Origin of the sequence: Streptomyces changanensis, assembly GCF_024600715.1 — a bacterium.
In the GTDB taxonomy this organism is placed as follows: domain Bacteria; phylum Actinomycetota; class Actinomycetes; order Streptomycetales; family Streptomycetaceae; genus Streptomyces; species Streptomyces changanensis.
The window spans coordinates 271,498-288,274 of sequence record NZ_CP102332.1 but is presented as its reverse complement, the minus strand read 5'-3'; the positions used below and the strand labels follow the sequence as shown (position 1 = coordinate 288,274).

General features: G+C 74.6%; 22 protein-coding genes. 4 read left to right on the top strand and 18 right to left on the bottom strand.

Annotation, left to right across the window (positions count from 1 at the left end):
- Positions 1-73: 73 nt before the first annotated feature.
- Positions 74-2,125, bottom strand: coding sequence for an FUSC family protein (locus NRO40_RS01300; RefSeq protein WP_058940740.1), 2,052 nt, complete (start codon positions 2,123-2,125; stop codon positions 74-76).
- 123 nt (positions 2,126-2,248) lie between these two features.
- Between NRO40_RS01300 and NRO40_RS01295 the strand changes: the two genes are divergently transcribed.
- Together NRO40_RS01295 and NRO40_RS01290 are read left to right on the top strand one after the other, a co-directional pair.
- Positions 2,249-2,500, top strand: a complete 252-nt coding sequence (locus NRO40_RS01295; RefSeq protein ID WP_079046831.1) for a hypothetical protein — start codon at positions 2,249-2,251, stop codon at positions 2,498-2,500.
- An 82-nt stretch (positions 2,501-2,582) separates the two neighbouring features.
- Positions 2,583-3,320, top strand: a complete 738-nt coding sequence (locus NRO40_RS01290; RefSeq protein ID WP_058940741.1) for a hypothetical protein — start codon at positions 2,583-2,585, stop codon at positions 3,318-3,320.
- Positions 3,321-3,363: 43 nt separating this feature from the next.
- Here NRO40_RS01290 and NRO40_RS01285 read toward each other — a convergent pair whose 3' ends face one another.
- The 10 genes from NRO40_RS01285 to NRO40_RS01240 form a co-directional block, all read right to left on the bottom strand.
- Positions 3,364-4,041, bottom strand: coding sequence for a hypothetical protein (locus NRO40_RS01285; protein WP_058940742.1), 678 nt, complete (start codon positions 4,039-4,041; stop codon positions 3,364-3,366).
- 142 nt (positions 4,042-4,183) lie between these two features.
- The gene (locus NRO40_RS01280; RefSeq protein WP_058940803.1) at positions 4,184-4,465 is read right to left on the bottom strand and encodes a gas vesicle protein K; all 282 of its coding nucleotides are present in this window, start codon (positions 4,463-4,465) and stop codon (positions 4,184-4,186) included.
- Entirely contained in the window at positions 4,462-4,647 is a 186-nt protein-coding gene (locus NRO40_RS01275) for a gas vesicle protein (protein ID WP_058940743.1), read from the bottom strand. Before NRO40_RS01275 ends, NRO40_RS01280 begins: the two co-directional genes overlap by 4 nt.
- A complete protein-coding gene (locus tag NRO40_RS01270) occupies positions 4,644-5,450 on the bottom strand; it encodes a GvpL/GvpF family gas vesicle protein (protein ID WP_058940744.1) in 807 nt (268 codons plus the stop codon). The genes NRO40_RS01275 and NRO40_RS01270 overlap by 4 nt, the downstream gene beginning before the upstream one ends.
- A complete protein-coding gene (locus tag NRO40_RS01265; protein ID WP_058940745.1) occupies positions 5,447-5,764 on the bottom strand; it encodes a gas vesicle protein in 318 nt (105 codons plus the stop codon). The genes NRO40_RS01270 and NRO40_RS01265 overlap by 4 nt, the downstream gene beginning before the upstream one ends.
- Entirely contained in the window at positions 5,761-5,997 is a 237-nt protein-coding gene (locus NRO40_RS01260) for a gas vesicle protein GvpG (protein WP_058940746.1), read from the bottom strand. Before NRO40_RS01260 ends, NRO40_RS01265 begins: the two co-directional genes overlap by 4 nt.
- 5 nt (positions 5,998-6,002) lie before the next feature.
- A complete protein-coding gene (locus NRO40_RS01255; protein ID WP_058940747.1) occupies positions 6,003-6,716 on the bottom strand; it encodes a GvpL/GvpF family gas vesicle protein in 714 nt (237 codons plus the stop codon).
- On the bottom strand, positions 6,713-7,114 hold the full coding sequence (gvpJ, locus tag NRO40_RS01250) for a gas vesicle protein GvpJ (RefSeq protein WP_058940748.1): 402 nt from the start codon (positions 7,112-7,114) through the stop codon (positions 6,713-6,715). The genes NRO40_RS01255 and gvpJ overlap by 4 nt, the downstream gene beginning before the upstream one ends.
- 26 nt (positions 7,115-7,140) lie before the next feature.
- Complete coding sequence (locus NRO40_RS01245) at positions 7,141-7,404, bottom strand: gas vesicle protein GvpO (protein ID WP_257375308.1); 264 nt, start codon at positions 7,402-7,404, stop codon at positions 7,141-7,143.
- 99 nt (positions 7,405-7,503) lie between these two features.
- Positions 7,504-7,782, bottom strand: coding sequence for a GlsB/YeaQ/YmgE family stress response membrane protein (locus tag NRO40_RS01240; RefSeq protein WP_058940750.1), 279 nt, complete (start codon positions 7,780-7,782; stop codon positions 7,504-7,506).
- A gap of 242 nt (positions 7,783-8,024) precedes the next feature.
- On the opposite strand from NRO40_RS01240, the gene NRO40_RS01235 reads away from it, so the two are divergent.
- Positions 8,025-8,282 carry a WhiB family transcriptional regulator gene (locus NRO40_RS01235; protein WP_058940751.1) on the top strand — a complete coding sequence of 86 codons (258 nt, stop codon included), beginning with the start codon at positions 8,025-8,027 and terminating at the stop codon, positions 8,280-8,282.
- A gap of 160 nt (positions 8,283-8,442) precedes the next feature.
- Here the strand turns inward: NRO40_RS01235 and NRO40_RS01230 are convergent, their stop codons facing one another.
- From NRO40_RS01230 to pepN, 3 genes are all read right to left on the bottom strand, one after another.
- Positions 8,443-9,687, bottom strand: a complete 1,245-nt coding sequence (locus NRO40_RS01230) for a cation:proton antiporter (RefSeq protein WP_058940752.1) — start codon at positions 9,685-9,687, stop codon at positions 8,443-8,445.
- Positions 9,688-9,691: 4 nt separating this feature from the next.
- Positions 9,692-10,162, bottom strand: a complete 471-nt coding sequence (locus NRO40_RS01225; RefSeq protein ID WP_058940753.1) for a cation:proton antiporter regulatory subunit — start codon at positions 10,160-10,162, stop codon at positions 9,692-9,694.
- A 253-nt stretch (positions 10,163-10,415) separates the two neighbouring features.
- Positions 10,416-12,887 carry an aminopeptidase N gene (pepN, locus tag NRO40_RS01220; protein WP_058940754.1) on the bottom strand — a complete coding sequence of 824 codons (2,472 nt, stop codon included), beginning with the start codon at positions 12,885-12,887 and terminating at the stop codon, positions 10,416-10,418.
- 173 nt (positions 12,888-13,060) lie between these two features.
- Between pepN and NRO40_RS01215 the strand changes: the two genes are divergently transcribed.
- Complete coding sequence (locus tag NRO40_RS01215) at positions 13,061-13,681, top strand: L-threonylcarbamoyladenylate synthase (protein WP_058940755.1); 621 nt, start codon at positions 13,061-13,063, stop codon at positions 13,679-13,681.
- A 28-nt stretch (positions 13,682-13,709) separates the two neighbouring features.
- Here NRO40_RS01215 and NRO40_RS01210 read toward each other — a convergent pair whose 3' ends face one another.
- The 4 genes from NRO40_RS01210 to NRO40_RS01195 form a co-directional block, all read right to left on the bottom strand.
- Positions 13,710-14,075 (bottom strand): MmcQ/YjbR family DNA-binding protein, encoded by a 366-nt coding sequence (locus NRO40_RS01210; protein WP_058940756.1) that lies wholly within the window; start codon positions 14,073-14,075, stop codon positions 13,710-13,712.
- Positions 14,076-14,183: 108 nt separating this feature from the next.
- Entirely contained in the window at positions 14,184-14,519 is a 336-nt protein-coding gene (locus tag NRO40_RS01205; RefSeq protein ID WP_058940757.1) for an STAS domain-containing protein, read from the bottom strand.
- 1 nt (position 14,520) lies between these two features.
- Positions 14,521-15,762 (bottom strand): PP2C family protein-serine/threonine phosphatase, encoded by a 1,242-nt coding sequence (locus tag NRO40_RS01200; RefSeq protein WP_058940804.1) that lies wholly within the window; start codon positions 15,760-15,762, stop codon positions 14,521-14,523.
- A gap of 143 nt (positions 15,763-15,905) precedes the next feature.
- Positions 15,906-16,709: an alpha/beta fold hydrolase gene (locus tag NRO40_RS01195; protein ID WP_058940805.1), complete on the bottom strand. Its 804-nt coding sequence runs from the start codon at positions 16,707-16,709 to the stop codon at positions 15,906-15,908.
- Between the last annotated feature and the right edge of the window lie 68 nt (positions 16,710-16,777).

Below are 16,777 nucleotides of genomic sequence, written 5' to 3'. Positions count from 1 at the left end.
GTGGAGGATGAGCGGACGGCCCGTCAGGTTCCCCGGTTCACGGGCCAGGCGTCCGGCGCGGGGCGCGCAGCGGTCAGGAGGCGGTCTCCAGCGCCTCGGCCAGTTCCTCCAGCGCCTCCAGCAACTGCCGGCCACCCGCCCGTACGACCGGATCGACGTCGGGTCCCGCCCCGTCGAGCGCCGCGCGGACGTCGCCCCAGTCCGGCACCCGCCCCTCGTGGACCTCGCCGGCACCGCGCTCGGCCGCCCGCCGCACCGCCTCCGCCAGTGCGGCGGCGCCGGGCGAAGAGGCGGCGGCGGGGTCGGGCAGGTGGGCCTCCAGGAGCATCGCCGCCCGGGCGAACCGGGCGAGGGCCGCGCCGGCCGCGTCGGCGGCCGTGTCGGACAACCCCCGGTGCCGCACCGGTTCGTGGGCCGCGCGGTCGACCGCCTCCTGCCAGGAGAGGCGGGCGGCCCGGGCGCCCAGGAGCGCCTCGCGCACCGCCCCGCGCGGCGGCAGGTCCGGCCGCGCGTACCCCTCCAGCACCTCGGAACCGTACCGCCCCGCGGCCACCAGCCACTCCGCGAGCCGGGCCCGCAACCGGGGCGTCTCCCAGGCCGGGTAGAGCGCGTACGCCAGCATCGCGAGCACCCCGCCCAGCAGCGTCAGCACCACCCGCTCCGGGACCGTCTGCGTCCACTGCTCGCCCGCCATGCCCAGCAGGAACACCACGTACGCCGAGATGCACACCTGCGCGGCGGCGTACCCGCTGCGCATCAGCAGGTACGCCCCGAACGCGCTGGCCACGGCGAGCGCGGCCGACGTGTACGTGCCGGGGCCGGCCGCCCGCACCACCGCCGTCGCCAGCGCCACGCCCACCAGCGTGCCGGCGAACCGGGCCACCGAACGGGCGTACGTCTGGCTGAAGTCCGGCCGCATCGACATGACGGCGGCGAGCGGCGCCCAGTAGCCGTGCCCGAACGGCAGGGCCGTGCCGAGGAGGTACCCGGTGGCGGCCACCGCCGTGAGCCGCACGGCGTGTCGCAGGTACGGAGAGTCGTGCCGCCGCAGCTCCTCGCGCACGTCACGGGCGACGACCGGGACGAGACTGACCAGGCTCGGCCGGGTGCGCAGCTCGTCGGGGCCCGCCCCGCGGCCCCTCGGGGCGGCCGCCTCCACCACGTCCTCCAGGAGCGCCGCCAACCGCGCCGCGGCCCGCCGCGCGGGGGCCGCGCCGAGCAGCGCCCCGGTGTCGGGCGTGCGCAGCGCGGCGAGGGCGCCGGGCGGCACGTCGAGCGGGGTGCCGGCCCGGATCGACCGGGCCGCCGCGTCGAGCACGGCCCCCGCCGCGTCGAGCAGCTCCCGCACCCGGGCACGGGCCGGGCCCTCCGGCGGTACGCCCACCGCCGGGTCGGCGAGCGAGGCGAGGACGGGCCGGATGCGCTCGGCCACCCCCCGGGCGCCGTGCAGCTCGGCGGGGCGGCGGCGCGCCTGCCGCGGCGTGACCGCCGCCGCGCTCCGGGCGGTCATGAGGGGGACCGGGTCGAACGGCGCGCACGGGTCCTGGCGCAGCCGCCGCGCGTAGTCCGCCTCCGCCGCCAGCGCGTCGGCGAGCGCGTCACGCTGCGGACCCCAGCGGCGGACGGGCAGCAGCACGATCAGTCCCGCCTGGACGACGCCGCCCGCCGCGATGACCAGGGCGTGCACGGCGGCGTCGGCGACCGACGTGGGCAGGGTGACGGTCACCAGCATGATCGCCACGTTGGACGAGGCGATCAGCCCGGCCGTGGGCCCCGCCCTCCAGGCCAGCCCCGACAGGAACGTCCACACCACCAGCAACGCGAGGAAACCCACCAGGTGGGCGGCGCACAGGTAGCCGGCGAACGTCGACACGGCGAGGCTCGTCCCGGAAACCAGCGCCAGCGTCGGCCGGGGCCGCCAGCTGCGCTGGAACGTGGCCATCGCCGCCTGGAACGCCCCGAACGCCGAACTCGCCGCCATGCCCGGCCCGCCCAGGGCGAGGCTCGCCGCGACGACGAGGGCCAGCCCGGCGGCCGCGCGCAGCGCGACGAGCGGCTCCAGCCGCCCCCGGCGTACGGCGAGGCCCGAGCGGGCGGTCGCCCCGAGGGCGCGCAGCCACGTCATGGCACCGACGTTAGGTCGTGTCCGCCCGGTCGCCCGCCCGCCGGCCCGGGTGTGTCGGAGCGGGGGCGTACCGGCTCCCGTCCACGGGTACCCGGCGGGGCCCACACCGACATGGGAGGCGACATGAACCAGCACGACGCCGCACGCGACGACGCGATCCCCGGGCGGGCCGCGGACCGGGCAGCGGAGCGGGCCCGCGAGCGGGCCGCGGAGGCACCGGGGGCGGGCTCGGGGGCCGAGCGCGACGCCGGCCGCCGCGACGTGCCCGGCACGGCGAGCACCGCGGAGGGCTACCGCCCCGGCGAGGGCACGGCGGGCGGCGAAGCGCTCGCGGGCGTGGAGAAGGACCCCCGCGAGGACGACCGCGAAGAGTGACCGGGCGGGCGCCGGCGCCCTGAGGGCAACCATCACCGGCCCGCGCGGGTCGAACCGCGTGGACCGATGAAAGGGGCCCGCCATGGGGACCGATGACACGAAGCCGTCCGCGACCGCCGTACGGCGCCCGCGCGTACTGACGGTCGCGGGCGCCGCGGCGCTCGCCGTCCTGGCCGGCTTCCTCCTCCACACCGCGACGTCCGGGGAGGCCGAAGCGGACACCCGCGGTCACCGGCTCGCACCGCCCGACCGGGTGGGCGACTACCGGGCGGAGCGCGTCTTCCGGGACACCTACGTCGGCAGGATCCGCTGCTCCGATCAACCCTCCGACACCGACTGCGAGCTGTACGCCACCGAGGTCCGCGGCATCGGTATCACGCCCGGGGACGCCGACAGGATCGCCCGTGGGGCGGTGGGCAGCGGAGCCCTCTACCGGCAGGGCGAGCCGGACGCGAAGGACGCGTCGTACATGAGCTTCCGAGGACTGCAGGGCCGGGTTGCCGACCCCGGCGCGGCGGTGGGCCGGATGTTCCGCTCCCTGCGCGCGAACGAGCACTACTCGTTCCGCTTCGGAGCGTGGGACGGCCCGCCGCGGTCCTTCCCTCTCCCCGGTTTCGAAGGGGCGGTCATGACCTGCCGCCGCGCGGTCACCGTCAAGGAGACGGCCACGGACCCCGCACACCGCAGGACCGAGGAGGAGGTGTACTGCGTCTGGGCCGACCACAGCACGGTCGCCTTCGTGAACCGTCCCGGCGGCTCCCTGACCGAGACCGCCGACCTCACCGCCGAGCTGTACCGGACCGCGCGCGTCCGCCGCTGACGCCGCTTCCCGTCAGCGGGCAGCCCCGAGGCGAGGCTCCCCGTCAGCGGGCCGTCCCGAGCGGGCGTCGGCCGGTGAGGCCCGCCCGGTCCGCCAGGTCCAAAGCCTTCCGCAGCCGCTCTTCGGACACTCCGCCGGGGCGGGTCGCCGCCAGCAGGGCCGTGACGGCCCCACCGTCGGCCGCGCCCTCCTCCGCCCCTGCCAGGAACGCGGACAGGGCGTCGGCGAAGACGGCCTCCTGCCCGGGCGCCATCCCGTCGCCGCACTCCCCGAGGGCGGTGACGAGGAACTCCTCCGCGGACCCCGCCCACGCGGCGGTGCCGACCATGCCGTCCTCGCGCAGCTCCCGCGGGTACGCGATCCGGTGCCAGGCGCCCTCGTCCCACCAGTAAACGAAGCCGAGGAGGTTGCCCTCGGCGTCATCGCGCAGCCGCTCCCACGGCAGCCAGTCGGGTCCTCCGGCCAGGAAGTCGATCTGCTCGCCGCCCACGTGGGTGTGGCTCCCGTCGGGGTCCTGGCCGCAGATCACCGCGCGGTCGGCGTCGAGCAGCGCGACCCGCCACCAGCCGCCGGCACCGGTGGTGTGGCACCACACCCCCTCGTCGTCCAGGTCGTGTTCCCTCCGCCGCGAACAGGCCCGCTCCAGCAGGGCGAGCGTCACCGCCCGCGCCCACACGCGGGCGGGGCGGTCCAGGTCCTCGGGCAGGCTCGGCACGTGCACGGGAGGCGTTCTCCGCGTTCTCTTCGTCGGGTCGTCCGGCGCCAGCCTGGCACGGACGGCCGACGGCGCCGCGCGCGGGGGTCCGCGGCGGCGCCGTGTCGGAGGTACGTGCCGTCGGTGTGCCACCGACGGTGAACCGGGGTCAGAGGAGGGGGCCGAGCGGTCCCAGGTCGATGTTCAAATCCTCGGGGGTGAGACCGAACTTGTCACGGAGGACCTCCATGCGGTCCTCCAGCAGCATCAGCGTGAGACCGATCCGCTCCTCCTGGTCCTCGCTCAGCTCACCGCTCTCCACCCGGCGCAGCGCCTGCCGCTCCATCAGCTGCCGCAGCAGCTCGACGACGGTGAGGACCAGGCAGGCCAGGTCGCGCTCGACGCTGTCCGGGTCGAGCTCCACGCGGCGGCGCGGCTCGTCGCCGCTCACAGCGGCCGCCCCCACGGCGACGGCACCTCGGCGCTGACCGAGCTGATCAGGGCCTTCAGGTCGACGCGCACCAGGTCCACGTCGGCGATGCTCAGGGTCAGGTCGCCCCCGATGACGACCCCGCCGGCCAGCAGCCGGTCCAACAGGTCGACCAAGGCGACTCTGCGCTGTTCGATGCTCACACCGGGTCCTCCTCCGCGATCCCGGCGAACGAGTACGGCGCCCACGGCCCCGTGAGCTCGACCCGCACCCCGTCCCCGGACGACTCCCCGACGAGCCCGACGAACGCCTCGCTGCGGTCCCGGCCGACCAGGTACGCCGCGTTGAGCACGTTCACCCCGGCCGCGCCGCCCGCCAGGCGCGGGTCCTGCGGCTGGTGCAGGGCGGCGGCCTCGGCGTGGCCGGAGAGCCGCTCGTGCAGCGCGCGCGCGACCGCGTCGGCGCGCCGCATGCCGTCCTCCCGGCCGTTGCGCTCGCGCAGCCGGCGCCGCAGGTAGTCGCGACCGGAGCCGGCCGCGCCCGCGGCGCCCGCCGACACCGGCTCCCGCGGCGCGGGAGCCGGCGCGTCGGCCACCTGCTCCGCGTACACCTTCACCCCCCACTCGACCCGCCCGTCCAGCCGGTCCAGCGCCCGCACGAACCGGTCGTGCCCCTCCTGGAGCAGCCGCCGCACCCCGCTGTCGTCGCGGCACACCGTGGCGAGCCGCAGCGGCAGCGGGGAGGTGACGGTGGTCAGCGCGGCCAGCACGGCGTCGTGGCCGCGGGCCGTGTCCGCCAGCCAGTCCAGGTCCTCCAGACGGGCGCGCAGCGGTCCCTCGTCGAACTCCTCCGCCGGCACCGAGCCGACCACGGCGACCAGGTCGTCGTGGTGGAGCAGCCGGGGAGGGTCCCCGGCGATCCCGGCGGCACCCTCGGGGAGGACGCCGTCGAAGGGCCGGCACACGGCGTACACGTACCGCAGGCGCGGGTTCGTCGGGGTGGTCATGACGTGCGCTCCTCCAGTTCGGTGAGGCGGCGCCGCAGCTCCGCGTTCTCACTCGCCAGCTCGTCGCGGTGGGCGCGCGAGGAGAGCGCGGGGTCGCTCTCCCACCAGTCGATGCCCATCTCCTTCGCGCGGTCCACGGAGGCGACGACGAGCCGCAGCTTGATGGTCAGCAGCTCGATGTCGAGCAGGTTGATCCTGATGTCGCCCGCGATGACGACGCCCTTGTCGAGGACGCGTTCGAGGATGTCGGCGAGGTTGGCCCCGCCGCCGCTGTCGGACGGGTAGGAGGCCGGGAGGCGGCCGGGGGTGGTCATGTCTGTCTGGTGCCCTTCTCCAGTCGGTCGAGCAGCTCGTCCTCCTGGCGGTCGAAGGTGGCCTCGTCGATCTCGCCGGCCTCCAGCCGCTCGGCCAGACGGGCGAGTTCACGGTGGACGGCCGCCGGGTCGTAGTACTGCCGCTCCGCCTCCTCGACCACCTGGCGCAGTACCCAGGCGGTGCCGCGCAGCGGCGCCGCGGGCAGCATGAGCAGCTCTCCGAGCAGGCCCATGGCGGCTACTCCACGAAGCTGTACGGCGGGAGCGGCCCGTTCACCTGCACGACGAGGTGCCCGTGCTCCCTGCGGAAGGCGTCGACAGTGGCCGTGAACTCGTCGGCCCTGTCGCGCTCCACGAGGAAGGACAGGTTCGCCAGGCGGCCGGTGTCGGGGGCGGGCCGGCAGTCGGCGGCCGCCTCCTGCAGGGCCTCCTGCACGAGGACCGCGTCCTGCGCCTCACGAGCGCGCACCGCCGCCGCGACGCGTTCGCCGAGGGCCAGCTTCTGCTCGTAGGACCCGCCGCCGGCGGACCGGCTCTCCTGGCTGAGGGCGCGCAGCTCCGGGTTGTCGATGAGGACCTGGTGCAGCACGGCCTCCTCGTCATGGACGGCCTTGACGTTGTACTCGACCTTGCCGTCGAGCGCCCGCAGCCGCTCCAGGTAGTGCGACTCGCGTTCGCGCAGCACGGCGAGGACGGCGTCGTCGTCGGGGGACACCCCGCCGAACCGCAGCGGCAGTACCGTGCCGGCCGAGCCGGCCTCGGCGAGCACGCCCTGGTGGGCGAGGAGGTCGCGCCGCTTGGGCCGCAGGTCCTCGGGCGCGTCGCTGACGAGGGCCGCCAGTTCGCCGTGGGTGAGGACGCGCACGGGGCGGGGCGGTTCGCCGATGCCGTCGGCCTTCTCCGGGAGCGCGGGGTGCGAACGCCGGGTGATGCCGTAGACGTAGGTGCTCACTTCTCCTGCTCCTCCTTCTTGCCGGACGACGACGTCGACCGGGACGACGACCGGCCGCCGAGCGTGTCGGAGAGCGACTGCGCCGCCCCCTGTATCGCGCCCTTGGTCTTGCCCCGCGCGCCGGACTCGGTCATGCCGTCGACGAGTTCGGGCAGGCCCGGGTTCTTCCGCGGGCCGGACTCCAGGTCGAGGCGGTTGCACGCCTCGGCGAAGCGCAGGTAGGTGTCGACACTGGCGACCACGACGCGCACGTCGATCTTGAGGATCTCGATGCCGACGAGCGAGACGCGGACGAACGCGTCGATGACGAGCCCGCGGTCCAGGACGAGCTCCAGGACGTCGTACAGGCCGCTGGAGCCGCCGGAACCGCCCGCGGCGGTCCTTGCCTCAACAGTCATGTGCTTGCTCCCTCTCTGATCGGTGGTCAGCGGGACCGGTCGTCGGCCTTGCCCCGCTCGTACCGGCGGACCCGCCGGTACCCGGTGAGTTCGCCCTCCTCGTCGAGCTCCACCTCGTACGAGGCGAGCAGGCTCGTGGTGTCGGGGATGCGGGACAGTTCGACGACTTCGACGGTCAACCGCCAGCCGTCGTCCGTGCGCTGAAAGGAGGACACGGACTCGGGGGCCTGCCCGGTGAGTTGGGAAAGCTGCTCACAGGCGAGGCGCAGGGTTTCTGATGCGTTGGCCATGTCTGCCTCCGGGTTGCCGCCCCGCCCGTGCGCAAACCTGGGGCGGAGACGACGGCGGCGGCTCCCCGGGGACGGGGAGCCGCCGCCGGTGGACGACGGTCAGGCGTGCCGGTGCGTGGACCGGGCGCCGGTGAGCATGCGGTAGACGGCGAGCAGGATCACCGAACCCACCACCGCGGCCACCCAGGTGGACAGGTCGAAGAAGCCGTCGATGGAATCCACACCGAAGAGGACCTTGCCCAGCCAGCCGCCCAGGAGCCCGCCGGCGATACCGATGAGCATGGTGATGAGGAGGCCGCCGGGGTCGCGTCCCGGCATCAGGGCCTTGGCGATCAGACCGGCGGCCAGACCGATCAGTATCCACGCGATGATTCCCATGGGATGTCCTCCGTCGTCTCGGGCCGTTGCCTCTCAGGGGACCGCTTGCGCCGTCGCGGCGGATCCAAACCCGCCCCTCACGAAGCCCCTTACCGCACTCACGGCTGGCATGTGCTTGTTTGCCCACTTTCACCAACTCGGACCGTCTCGCCCGTTTCAATGCGGTGGAGGCGGTCAGGCGCACACAGTGCGCGGTGTGCGATCCGGAACCGCGCCACCGACGAACGGAGGAGGAGACTCCCGTGGAGAACTGGCGACAGGCGGCCGCGTGCCGTCACGAGGACCCTGACCTGTTCTTCCCCGTGGGGACCAGCGGGCCAGCCGTCATGCAGGCCGAGGAGGCCAAGAAGATCTGCGGCCGCTGCCCCGTACGGGAGCAGTGCCTGCAGTGGGCCGTGGAGACGGGCCAGGACTTCGGTGTGTGGGGAGGCGCCAACGAGGACGAACGGCGCACCCTGCGGCGACGCGCGGCCCGCGCCGGCCGCCGGAACAGCGGCTGACCGGCCGCGCCGACACGAGCCCCGGTACCGGCCCGACGACGCCGTGCCCGACGCGAGGACGCGGCGGCCGCGGGACGCGGGTGGGGCCCCGGGCACGTGAACGCGGCCGCCCCCGGCCGGGAACGGCCAGGGGCGGGGGAGCGGGGGCAGGGCAGCCGGGTCAGGTCCGGCCGGCCGTGCCGTCCTCCACCGGTTCGAGCATCTCCTCGCGCGGCGGGGACACCGCGGCACCGGCGGCGCCACCCCGGAAGCGCGCGGTCAGACGCGTGGCCACGGGCTCGGTGTAACGCGCCGTGAGCGGTCCCACGATGACGAGGATCAGGACGTAGGCGGTGGCCATGGGGCCGAGCGAGGGCTCGATCCCGGCGGTCACGGCCAGCCCGGCGATGACGATGGAGAACTCGCCTCGCGCCACCAGCGTCCCACCGGCCCGCCACCGGCCCTTGGCGGATATTCCAGCCCGCTTCGCCGCCCAGTACCCCGTCGCGATCTTCGTGCCGGCCGTCACCACGGCCAGCGCCAGGGCGGGCAGCAGCACGGGCGGGATGCTGGCGGGGTCCGTGTGCAGGCCGAAGAAGACGAAGAACACCGCGGCGAACAGGTCCCGCAACGGGCTCAGCAGGTGGTGGGCGCCCTCGGCGGCCTCCCCGGACAGCGCGATGCCCACCAGGAACGCGCCGACCGCCGCCGACACCTGGAGCTGCTGGGCGATCCCCGCCACCAGCAGCGTGAGGCCGAGGACGACCAGCAGCAGCTTCTCCGGGTCGTCGCTGGAGACGAAGCGGGAGATGACCCGGCCGAAGCGCAGCGCCAGGAAGAGCACCACGCCCGCCACGCCCAGCGCGATGGCCAGCGTGAGACTGCCCGCCGCCAGCCCCACACCGGCCAGCAGGGCCGTGACGATCGGCAGGTACACGGCCATCGACAGGTCCTCCAGGACCAGGATGCTCAGCACGACCGGTGTCTCCCGGTTGCCGAGCCGCCCCAGGTCGCCGAGGACCTTGGCGATGACCCCGGAGGAGGAGATCCAGGTGACGCCCGCCAGCACGACGGCGGCGACCGGCCCCCAGCCCAACAGCAGCGCCATCGCCGCCCCGGGCAGCGCGTTGAGCGCGGCGTCGACGAGACCGGCCGGGTACTGCGTCTTGAGGTTGGTCACCAGGTCGCTGGCCGTGTACTCCAGACCCAGCATCAGCAGCAGCAGGATGACGCCGATCTCGGCGCCGATCGCCACGAACTCCTCGCTCGCGCCGAGCGGCAGCAGCCCGCCCGTGCCGAACGCCAGCCCGGCGAGCAGGTAGAGGGGGATCGGGGAGAAGCGGAACCGTCCCGCCAGCCGGCCGAGCACGCCGAGGCCGAGGATGATCGCACCGAATTCGATCAGGAAGAGGGCGGAGGAGTGCATGCGCTCACTCCCGTCCGAGTATCGTCGCGGCGGCCTCGACGCCCTCACGGGTGCCGATCACGATGAGCGTGTCACCTCCGGCGAGCCGGAAGTCCGGCGCCGGCGACGGGATCGCGTCGGCGCGGCGCAGGACGGCCACCACGGACGCCCCCGTCTCCGTCCGCATCCGCGTGTCTCCGAGGACCCGCCCGCTCCAGTGGGACGACGAGGGCAGTTCGACGCGCTCCGCGACCAGGCCGAGGTCGGTGGTGGAGAGCAGGTTCGGGCTGTGGTGCGCCGGCATGAGCGCGTCGATCAACGCCTCGGCCTCGCCCGCCGTCAGCTTCAGCGACATCGCGCACTCGTCGGGGTCGTCGACGCGGTAGGTACTGAGCACCCGCCCGCCGTCCCGCTGCGCCACCACCGACAGGTGGCGGTGCTCGCGGGTCGTCAGGTCGTAGCGGACCCCGATCCCTGGCAGAGGCGTACGGCTCATACGCGGAGCGGGCACGGCGGAACTCCTTCGTGGACGACGCGAACGACGAGCCACCCGGCAGGAGGCGTCGTTTTGACCAACACTTTACGTGTTCGGCGCAACGACCTCGCGTTCGTGACGCCGTCGGGTGGACGGGCCGCCGCGGACGGGTCCGCCGGGGAGCCGGCCGCCGACCTGCGGCCGGACACCGAGGGGGAGCCGACCGCGGGGGCGGCCACCGGCACCGGGGACGGCGTAGGAGGCGTCCCCTCGCTCAGGGACGGTCGACCCCGGCGGACCGGGAGCGCAGCATGCGCCGTACCACGTCGGCCTGTTCGGTGAGGGTCTTCCGCACGACCGGCGCCGCCCCCACCGCGCGCGCCAGCGCCTCGTCGAGGTAGCCGTCGTCGACGGTGTACCGGGGCAGCAGACGGCCCGTGTACACCATGGCCGGGGTCATGCCGCCCCGGTCCAGGTCGGGGATCAGCTCCAGGTAGCGGTCGGCGTAGGGCGCGAGGACGGCGTCCTGCCCGGGCCTCCAGAACGCCGCCGCGACCCGGCCCACCCAGGCCACGGGCACGGCCCGCTCCGTCACGAGGACCCGCCACGCGTCGGCCTTGCCCTCGGCGTCCGGAGCGGCGGCGCGGACGCACAGCTCCCGCACCCACGCCTCCGGGTCGGGGTCGGCGGCCAGCAGCCGGGCCGCGTCCGCCGCGGCGGCGCCGCCGAGTTCGGCGGTGCGGGCGAGCACCCGCCACCGCAGGTCACGGTCGTCGCCGGCCTCCGTCTCGGCCCGCAGGCGCTCCAACGCGTCGCCGGACGCCGTCCGCGCCAGGGCGCGCAGCGCCACCCGGCGGCGGGCGGGGTGCGGCGCGCCGTCGGCGATCCGACGGCAGGTCGTGGCGAGCACGGAGGTCAACCCGGCGCGGTGCTCCTCCGGCGCCCACAGCTCGGTGATGTCCCCGGCGAGCGTCAGGTACGGCTCGACGACCGCGTCGCACGTCTCGGTCGCGACGACGGCGCCGACGGCGCGCGCGGCCTCGGCCGCGGTGGCCTCACCGGTGAAGAGCATGTCCCACACGGTGGCGACGGCCACGCCCCGCGGCAGCGCGCCGGGCAGCCGCGCTGCCTGGGTGAGGAGGGTGTCGCGGGACGCGGCGTCGGGCCGGGCGGTGGCGAAGGTCAGATCGTCGTCGTTGACCAGGTACAGGTCCGCGCCGGGGGGCAGGGCGAGCGGCGTGCGGGGCCCCTCCACCTCCACCGTCGCCTGCGCGGTGCGCTCCAGCCCGCCGTCGGACGTGCGGTGGTAGGCGCCCACGGTCAGCACCTGCGGGCGGGGCGCGCCACCGCCCGGCCCCGTGGCGTGGAGCACCGGTCCGTCGGGGCCCTTCTCGAGGGTGAGCCGGTCGGTGCCCGCGGTGTCCAGCCAGCCGGCGCGCCACGCGTCGAGGTCGCGCCCGGACGCCTCGGCCAGCACGTCGGTGAGGTCCCGCAGGGTGGTCGTCCCCCACGCGTGCCGGGCGAAGTACCGGCTCATGCCGGCGGTGAACGCCTCCTCGCCGACGTATTCCATCAGCTGCCGCAGGACGGAGGCGCCCTTCGGATAGGTGATGGCATCGAAGATCGACGCCGCTTCGGCGACGTCGCGCACCGGCTGGCGGATCGGGTGCGAGGTGGGGCCCTGGTCGGCGAGGTACGCCCGCAGCTTCCCGACGGCGAGGTGGCCGGCCCAGGCGTCGGTGTGGGCCGTCGCCGCGGTCGCGGCCCAGTGGCAGGCGAACTCCGCGAACGCCTCGTTCAGCCACAGGTCGTCCCACCAGCGCATGGTGACGATGTTGCCGAACCACATGTGCGCCATCTCGTGCAGCAGCACCTTGGCGAGCAGCTCCCGCTCGGCCGGGGTGGGCTCCGCGGGGCTCAGGAAGTCGTCGGACCAGGTGACGCACCCGTAGTTCTCCATCGCGCCGCCGTACTCCGGCACGAACACCTGGTCGTACCGGCGCTGCGGGAACGGCATCGCGAAGGCGTCCGCGTAGAAGCCGAGGCCCTGGCCGGTGAGGGTGAGGATCTCGTCCGCCTCCCGCTCCAGGACCGGGGCGAGGGACTTGCGGGCGTACAGCCCCAGGTCGTACCCGGCGGTCTCGCGGCGCACCTCGTGGAACGGGCCGGCGTTCACCACGGTGTTGTACGGCGACAGCGGCGGCGTGTCGGGGAACTTCCACCGCCGGGTACCACCGTCCACCGGCTCCGTGCGGGCCGCCCCGGCGTTGCTGGTGACCGTCCACGCGGCGGGCGCGGTGACGGTGAAGGCGTGCGGTGCCTTCAGGTCCGGCTGGTCGAAGCAGGCCCACACGTACCGCGCCTCGTCCGGCTCGAACGACGTCCACACGTAGACCTCGCCGTCCGACCGGTCCACCGCCCGGTGCACCCCGGGGCCCCGCGCGGTGTCCGACTGCACGCTCTCGACGCGCAGGACGTTCCTCGCGGCCAGGGCCGGCAGGGCGATGCGGCCCCCGGCCGGCGGCGGCAGCGGCACGCCGTCGAGGGTGGCCGAGACGACGGTCGCGGCACAGTCGACGAACGTCCCGGCGCCCGGTTCGGCGCAGGTGAACGTCACGGTCGACACGCACCGCACGTCCGGGCCGCTGAGCAGGCCGGTGAAGTCGACGGACACGTCGTAGCGTTCGACGCGGACGAGCGCCGCCCGCTCCTCGGCCTCGGCGCGGGTCAGGCTGCGGATGGTCATCGCCCCTCCATACGGTCCCCGGCACACCGACGTGCCGGAACGTCGAAGTGCCCACCCTAGGGGGTGCCTTGCCGATCGGATCGGGTCCGCGGCACCCGGCCCGACGTGCCGGCCCCGGAGGCGTGCGGGCGCCCGACGTGCCGGGGCGGACGGTGCGGGCGTAGGCTCGGCGGATGGCGAAGTACTTCGACGTGCACCCCGACGATCCCCAGCGGCGCATCATCGGCACCGTGGCCGACAGCATCCGCTCCGGCGCGCTCGTCGCCTACCCCACCGACTCCTGTTACGCGCTGGGCTGCCGGCTCGGCAACCGCGAGGCCCTGGACCGCATCCGCACCATCCGCTCCCTGGACGACCGCCACCACTTCACCCTCGTGTGCGAGAACTTCGGCCAGCTCGGCCAGTTCGTGCACATCGACAACGACGTGTTCCGGGCGCTGAAGGCGGCCACTCCCGGCCGGTACACCTTCATCCTGCCGGCGACGAAGGAGGTGCCGCGCCAGCTCCAGCACCCGAAGAAGAAGACCGTCGGCGTGCGCATTCCCGACCACCGGGTGACGCAGGCGCTCCTCGCGGAACTGGGCGAGCCGCTGGTGTCCAGCACGCTGCTCCTCCCGGGCGAGGAGGACCCGATGACCCAGGGTTGGGAGATCAAGGACCGTCTCGACCACGTCGTCGACGCGGTGGTCGACTCCGGCGACTGCGGTACGGCCCCCACCACCGTCGTCGACTTCTCGGGCGGCGCGCCCGAGATCGTCCGCCGCGGAGCGGGCGACCCGGCGCGCTTCGAGTAGCCCCGGCGCCGCTAGCCCCGGCGCCGCGTCAGCCTCCGTGGGGGGCGCCGGGCCGCAGGTCGGGGTGGTCCTCGGCCAGCCGGTCCGGCGCGGCCTGCCGCCACGAGTCCACGATGACGTCACGCAGCTCGTCCAGGTCCTCCAGCGAGGCCAGCCGCACCCTGACCCACGCGGAGGACACCTCGTGCGGCGGCACCCAGAACTTGTGCGGCTCGGCGGCGATCAGCTCGCCGCGCTCGTGGCGGGGGCAGCGGACGGCGACGGACGTCCCGTCGTCGGGGACCGTCAGGAACATCTTCCCGGCCACCCGGAACGTCGGCATGCTCCACGCCTCCTTCTCCACGGTCTCGGGAAGGGACAGGGCGACACGGCGCACCACCTCGGCATCGATCATGGCGTCACCGTAGCGGCGGACACCGACACGGCCGCGGGCCGTGCCGCAGGACCGCCGCAGCCCCGCGCCCCGGGCCGACGGCGCCGCGGCGGGCGTGTCCGCGTGCCGTCAGGACGCGGCCGGCGCGCTGTCCGGGCGGATGGTGAAGATCTGGTCCAGACCGACGATGCGCAGGATCCGCATCGTGTGGTCCGGTACGGCCGTCAGGGCGACGTCCGCCCCGGCCGCCGTGGCGTGGTGACGGGCCACGAGCAGTGCCGTGATGCCGCTGGAGTCACAGAACTCCATCCCGCCCAGCTCCAGGACGAGGCACTGGCCGGGCTCCAGACGGAGGCCGGTGACGTGCGTGCGCACATCCTCGGAGGTGGCGTAGTCCAGGTCGCCGGCGATCCGCAGGAGGGGGCCGGTCGCGGTCGTTCGCGTGGTGATGGTCAGCCGGCTCATCTCAGGTGTCCGTCGCAGGGTCGGGGGAGGGGTGGTCACCGGCCGGGACGCCCAGGGCGAGCAGGGCGGTGTCGTCGTCCAGACCCTCGCCGAACCCTTCGAGGAGTCCGGTGAGCGCCTCGACCAGCGCGTGGGGGGAAGCCCCGGCGTGCCGGGTGACGAAGTCGCGCAGCGCTTCGTCGCCGTACCGGGCCCGATCGGGCCCCGTGCGCGCCTCGGTGAGCCCGTCCGTGTACAGCAGCAGTGTGTCACCGGGCTCCAGGATCGTGGAGGCGCCGGTGAAACGCGGCTCCGGCAGGATACCGACGAGCAGGCCGCCGGGCGTGCTGACCAGCTCGCTGCGGCCGTCGGCGCGCACGACGACGGCCGGCGGGTGCCCACCGGAGGCCAGGCGCACGATGACCCGGTCGCCGCCTTCGCCGGGCCGGCGTTCGAGGGTGCCGAAGACGGCCGTGCAGTAGCGGGGGTCGCCGCCCCCGCCCGCGTACCGCTCGTGCAGGACGGTGTTGAGGGTGGCCAGGACGGCGACCGGGTCCCTGTCGTGGAGCGCGGCGGCGCGCAGCGTGTAGCGGGTCAGCGAGGTGACGGCCGCCGCCTCGGGGCCCTTGCCGCACACGTCGCCCAGGAAGAAGCCCCAGCGTTCGCGGTCGAGGGGGAACAGGTCGTAGAAGTCGCCGCCGAGCCGATCGGGTGAGGCCGTGTGGTAGTACGCGGCCGCCGCGAGGCCCGGGACGTCCGGCAGGGTCGTCGGCAGCAGGCTCCGCTGGAGGGCCGCCAGCGCCTCCTGGAGCCTGGCCCGGTCCGCCTCCGCCCGCCGGGCGGCCTCCTCGGCGGCCCGGCGGCCGCGCAGCAGCTCCTCCTCGTACGCCCGGCGGTCGCGCGCGTCGAAGACGGTGGTCCGGATGAGCAGCGGCTCGCCCTCGCTGCCGTACTTCACCGCCGACGACACGAGGACCGGCAGCCGCCCGCCATCGGCCCGCCGCATCTCCAGGGCTATGCCGCCCACCTCGCCCCGCATGTGGAGGAGCGGCGCGTAGTGCGTCTCGTGGTACAGCCTGCCGCCCACCGACAGCAGGTCGGTGAAGCGCATCCGCCCCACCACGGCCGCGCGGTCGAGGCCGAGCCAGGTGAGCAGGGTGGTGTTGATCCTGGCGATGGTGCCGTCCATGAGGGTCGACAGGTACCCGCACGGTGCCGTCTCGTACAGCTCTTCCGCGCTGACGTCCATCAGCGCGGCGAACACGGCCCCGTCGGCCGTCGCCCGGTCCCGTGGGTCCGGCCGCTCCGCCCGGTCCCGCCGCTCCGCCCGGTCCGGCTGGTCCGCCTGGTCCCGCTGGTCCGTCCGGTCCCGCTGGTACGGCCCCCGGAGGTCGCCGGTCCGGGGGTTCACCGCAGGTCCGCGAGGAACCCGGTGAGGGCGGCGTTGGTGGCGTTCGGCGCGGACAGGTGCGGGCAGTGGCCGGTGGCGTCGAGCGTGACGAGCCGGGACCCGGGGATCGCGGCGTGCACATAGGCGCCGACCCCGCGGGGTGCGATGGCGTCCTCGGAGCACTCCAGGACGAGCGTGGGCACGGTGACCGTCGCGAGGTCCTCGCGCGAGTCGGAGAGGAAGGTCGTCCGGGCGAAGACCCGTGCCATGTCCGGGTCGGTGGCGCAGAAGCTGTGCGTAAGCTCCTCGCCGAGCTCGGGCCGCTCGGGGTTGCCCATGATCACCGGTGCCATCGCCGCGGACCAGCCGAGGTAGTTCGACTCCAGCGATCCCAGCAGCTCGTCGATGTCCCGCGCGTCGAAGCCGCCGCGGTACCCCTCGTCGTCGAGGTAGCGCGGGGAGGGCGCGACCATGACGAGCGCGCCGATCCGCTCGGGTGCCTCCCGCGCCGCCAGGACCCCGACCATGGCACTGACCGAGTGGCCGACGAAGGTCGCCCCCCGCAGGTCCAGCGCCTCGCACACCTCCACGACGTCCCTGGCGTAGCCGTCCAGCGAGGCGTACCGCTCCTCGCGGAAGGCGGAGGGGTCCGACCGGCCCGCCCCCACGTAGTCGAACAGCACCACCTTGTACGTGTCGGCCAGCGCGGGGACGGTCAGGCGCCACATGTTCTGGTCGCAGCCGAAGCCGTGGGCCAGGACCACGACCGGCCCGTGCGGGTTGCCCGTGACGGTGACGTTGTTCCTGCGCAGGATGTCCATGACGTCCATCCTCGCATCCCCGCCACGACCCGCTGCCCCGGTCGGTGCTGTATGCAGTCATATCCCTC

What these genes read in the sequence shown, in the direction of transcription:
- NRO40_RS01300 (WP_058940740.1), bottom strand. Translation starts at nt 2,125, where the DNA reads ATGACGTGGCTGCGCGCCCTCGGGGCGACCGCCCGCTCGGGCCTCGCC.
- NRO40_RS01295 (WP_079046831.1), top strand. Translation starts at nt 2,249, where the DNA reads ATGAACCAGCACGACGCCGCACGCGACGACGCGATCCCCGGGCGGGCC.
- NRO40_RS01290 (WP_058940741.1), top strand. Translation starts at nt 2,583, where the DNA reads ATGGGGACCGATGACACGAAGCCGTCCGCGACCGCCGTACGGCGCCCG.
- NRO40_RS01270 (WP_058940744.1), bottom strand. Translation starts at nt 5,450, where the DNA reads ATGACCACCCCGACGAACCCGCGCCTGCGGTACGTGTACGCCGTGTGC.
- NRO40_RS01265 (WP_058940745.1), bottom strand. Translation starts at nt 5,764, where the DNA reads ATGACCACCCCCGGCCGCCTCCCGGCCTCCTACCCGTCCGACAGCGGC.
- NRO40_RS01260 (WP_058940746.1), bottom strand. Translation starts at nt 5,997, where the DNA reads ATGGGCCTGCTCGGAGAGCTGCTCATGCTGCCCGCGGCGCCGCTGCGC.
- gvpJ (WP_058940748.1), bottom strand. Translation starts at nt 7,114, where the DNA reads ATGACTGTTGAGGCAAGGACCGCCGCGGGCGGTTCCGGCGGCTCCAGC.
- NRO40_RS01245 (WP_257375308.1), bottom strand. Translation starts at nt 7,404, where the DNA reads ATGGCCAACGCATCAGAAACCCTGCGCCTCGCCTGTGAGCAGCTTTCC.
- NRO40_RS01240 (WP_058940750.1), bottom strand. Translation starts at nt 7,782, where the DNA reads ATGGGAATCATCGCGTGGATACTGATCGGTCTGGCCGCCGGTCTGATC.
- NRO40_RS01230 (WP_058940752.1), bottom strand. Translation starts at nt 9,687, where the DNA reads ATGCACTCCTCCGCCCTCTTCCTGATCGAATTCGGTGCGATCATCCTC.
- NRO40_RS01225 (WP_058940753.1), bottom strand. Translation starts at nt 10,162, where the DNA reads ATGAGCCGTACGCCTCTGCCAGGGATCGGGGTCCGCTACGACCTGACG.
- pepN (WP_058940754.1), bottom strand. Translation starts at nt 12,887, where the DNA reads ATGACCATCCGCAGCCTGACCCGCGCCGAGGCCGAGGAGCGGGCGGCG.
- NRO40_RS01215 (WP_058940755.1), top strand. Translation starts at nt 13,061, where the DNA reads ATGGCGAAGTACTTCGACGTGCACCCCGACGATCCCCAGCGGCGCATC.
- NRO40_RS01210 (WP_058940756.1), bottom strand. Translation starts at nt 14,075, where the DNA reads ATGATCGATGCCGAGGTGGTGCGCCGTGTCGCCCTGTCCCTTCCCGAG.
- NRO40_RS01205 (WP_058940757.1), bottom strand. Translation starts at nt 14,519, where the DNA reads ATGAGCCGGCTGACCATCACCACGCGAACGACCGCGACCGGCCCCCTC.
- NRO40_RS01195 (WP_058940805.1), bottom strand. Translation starts at nt 16,709, where the DNA reads ATGGACATCCTGCGCAGGAACAACGTCACCGTCACGGGCAACCCGCAC.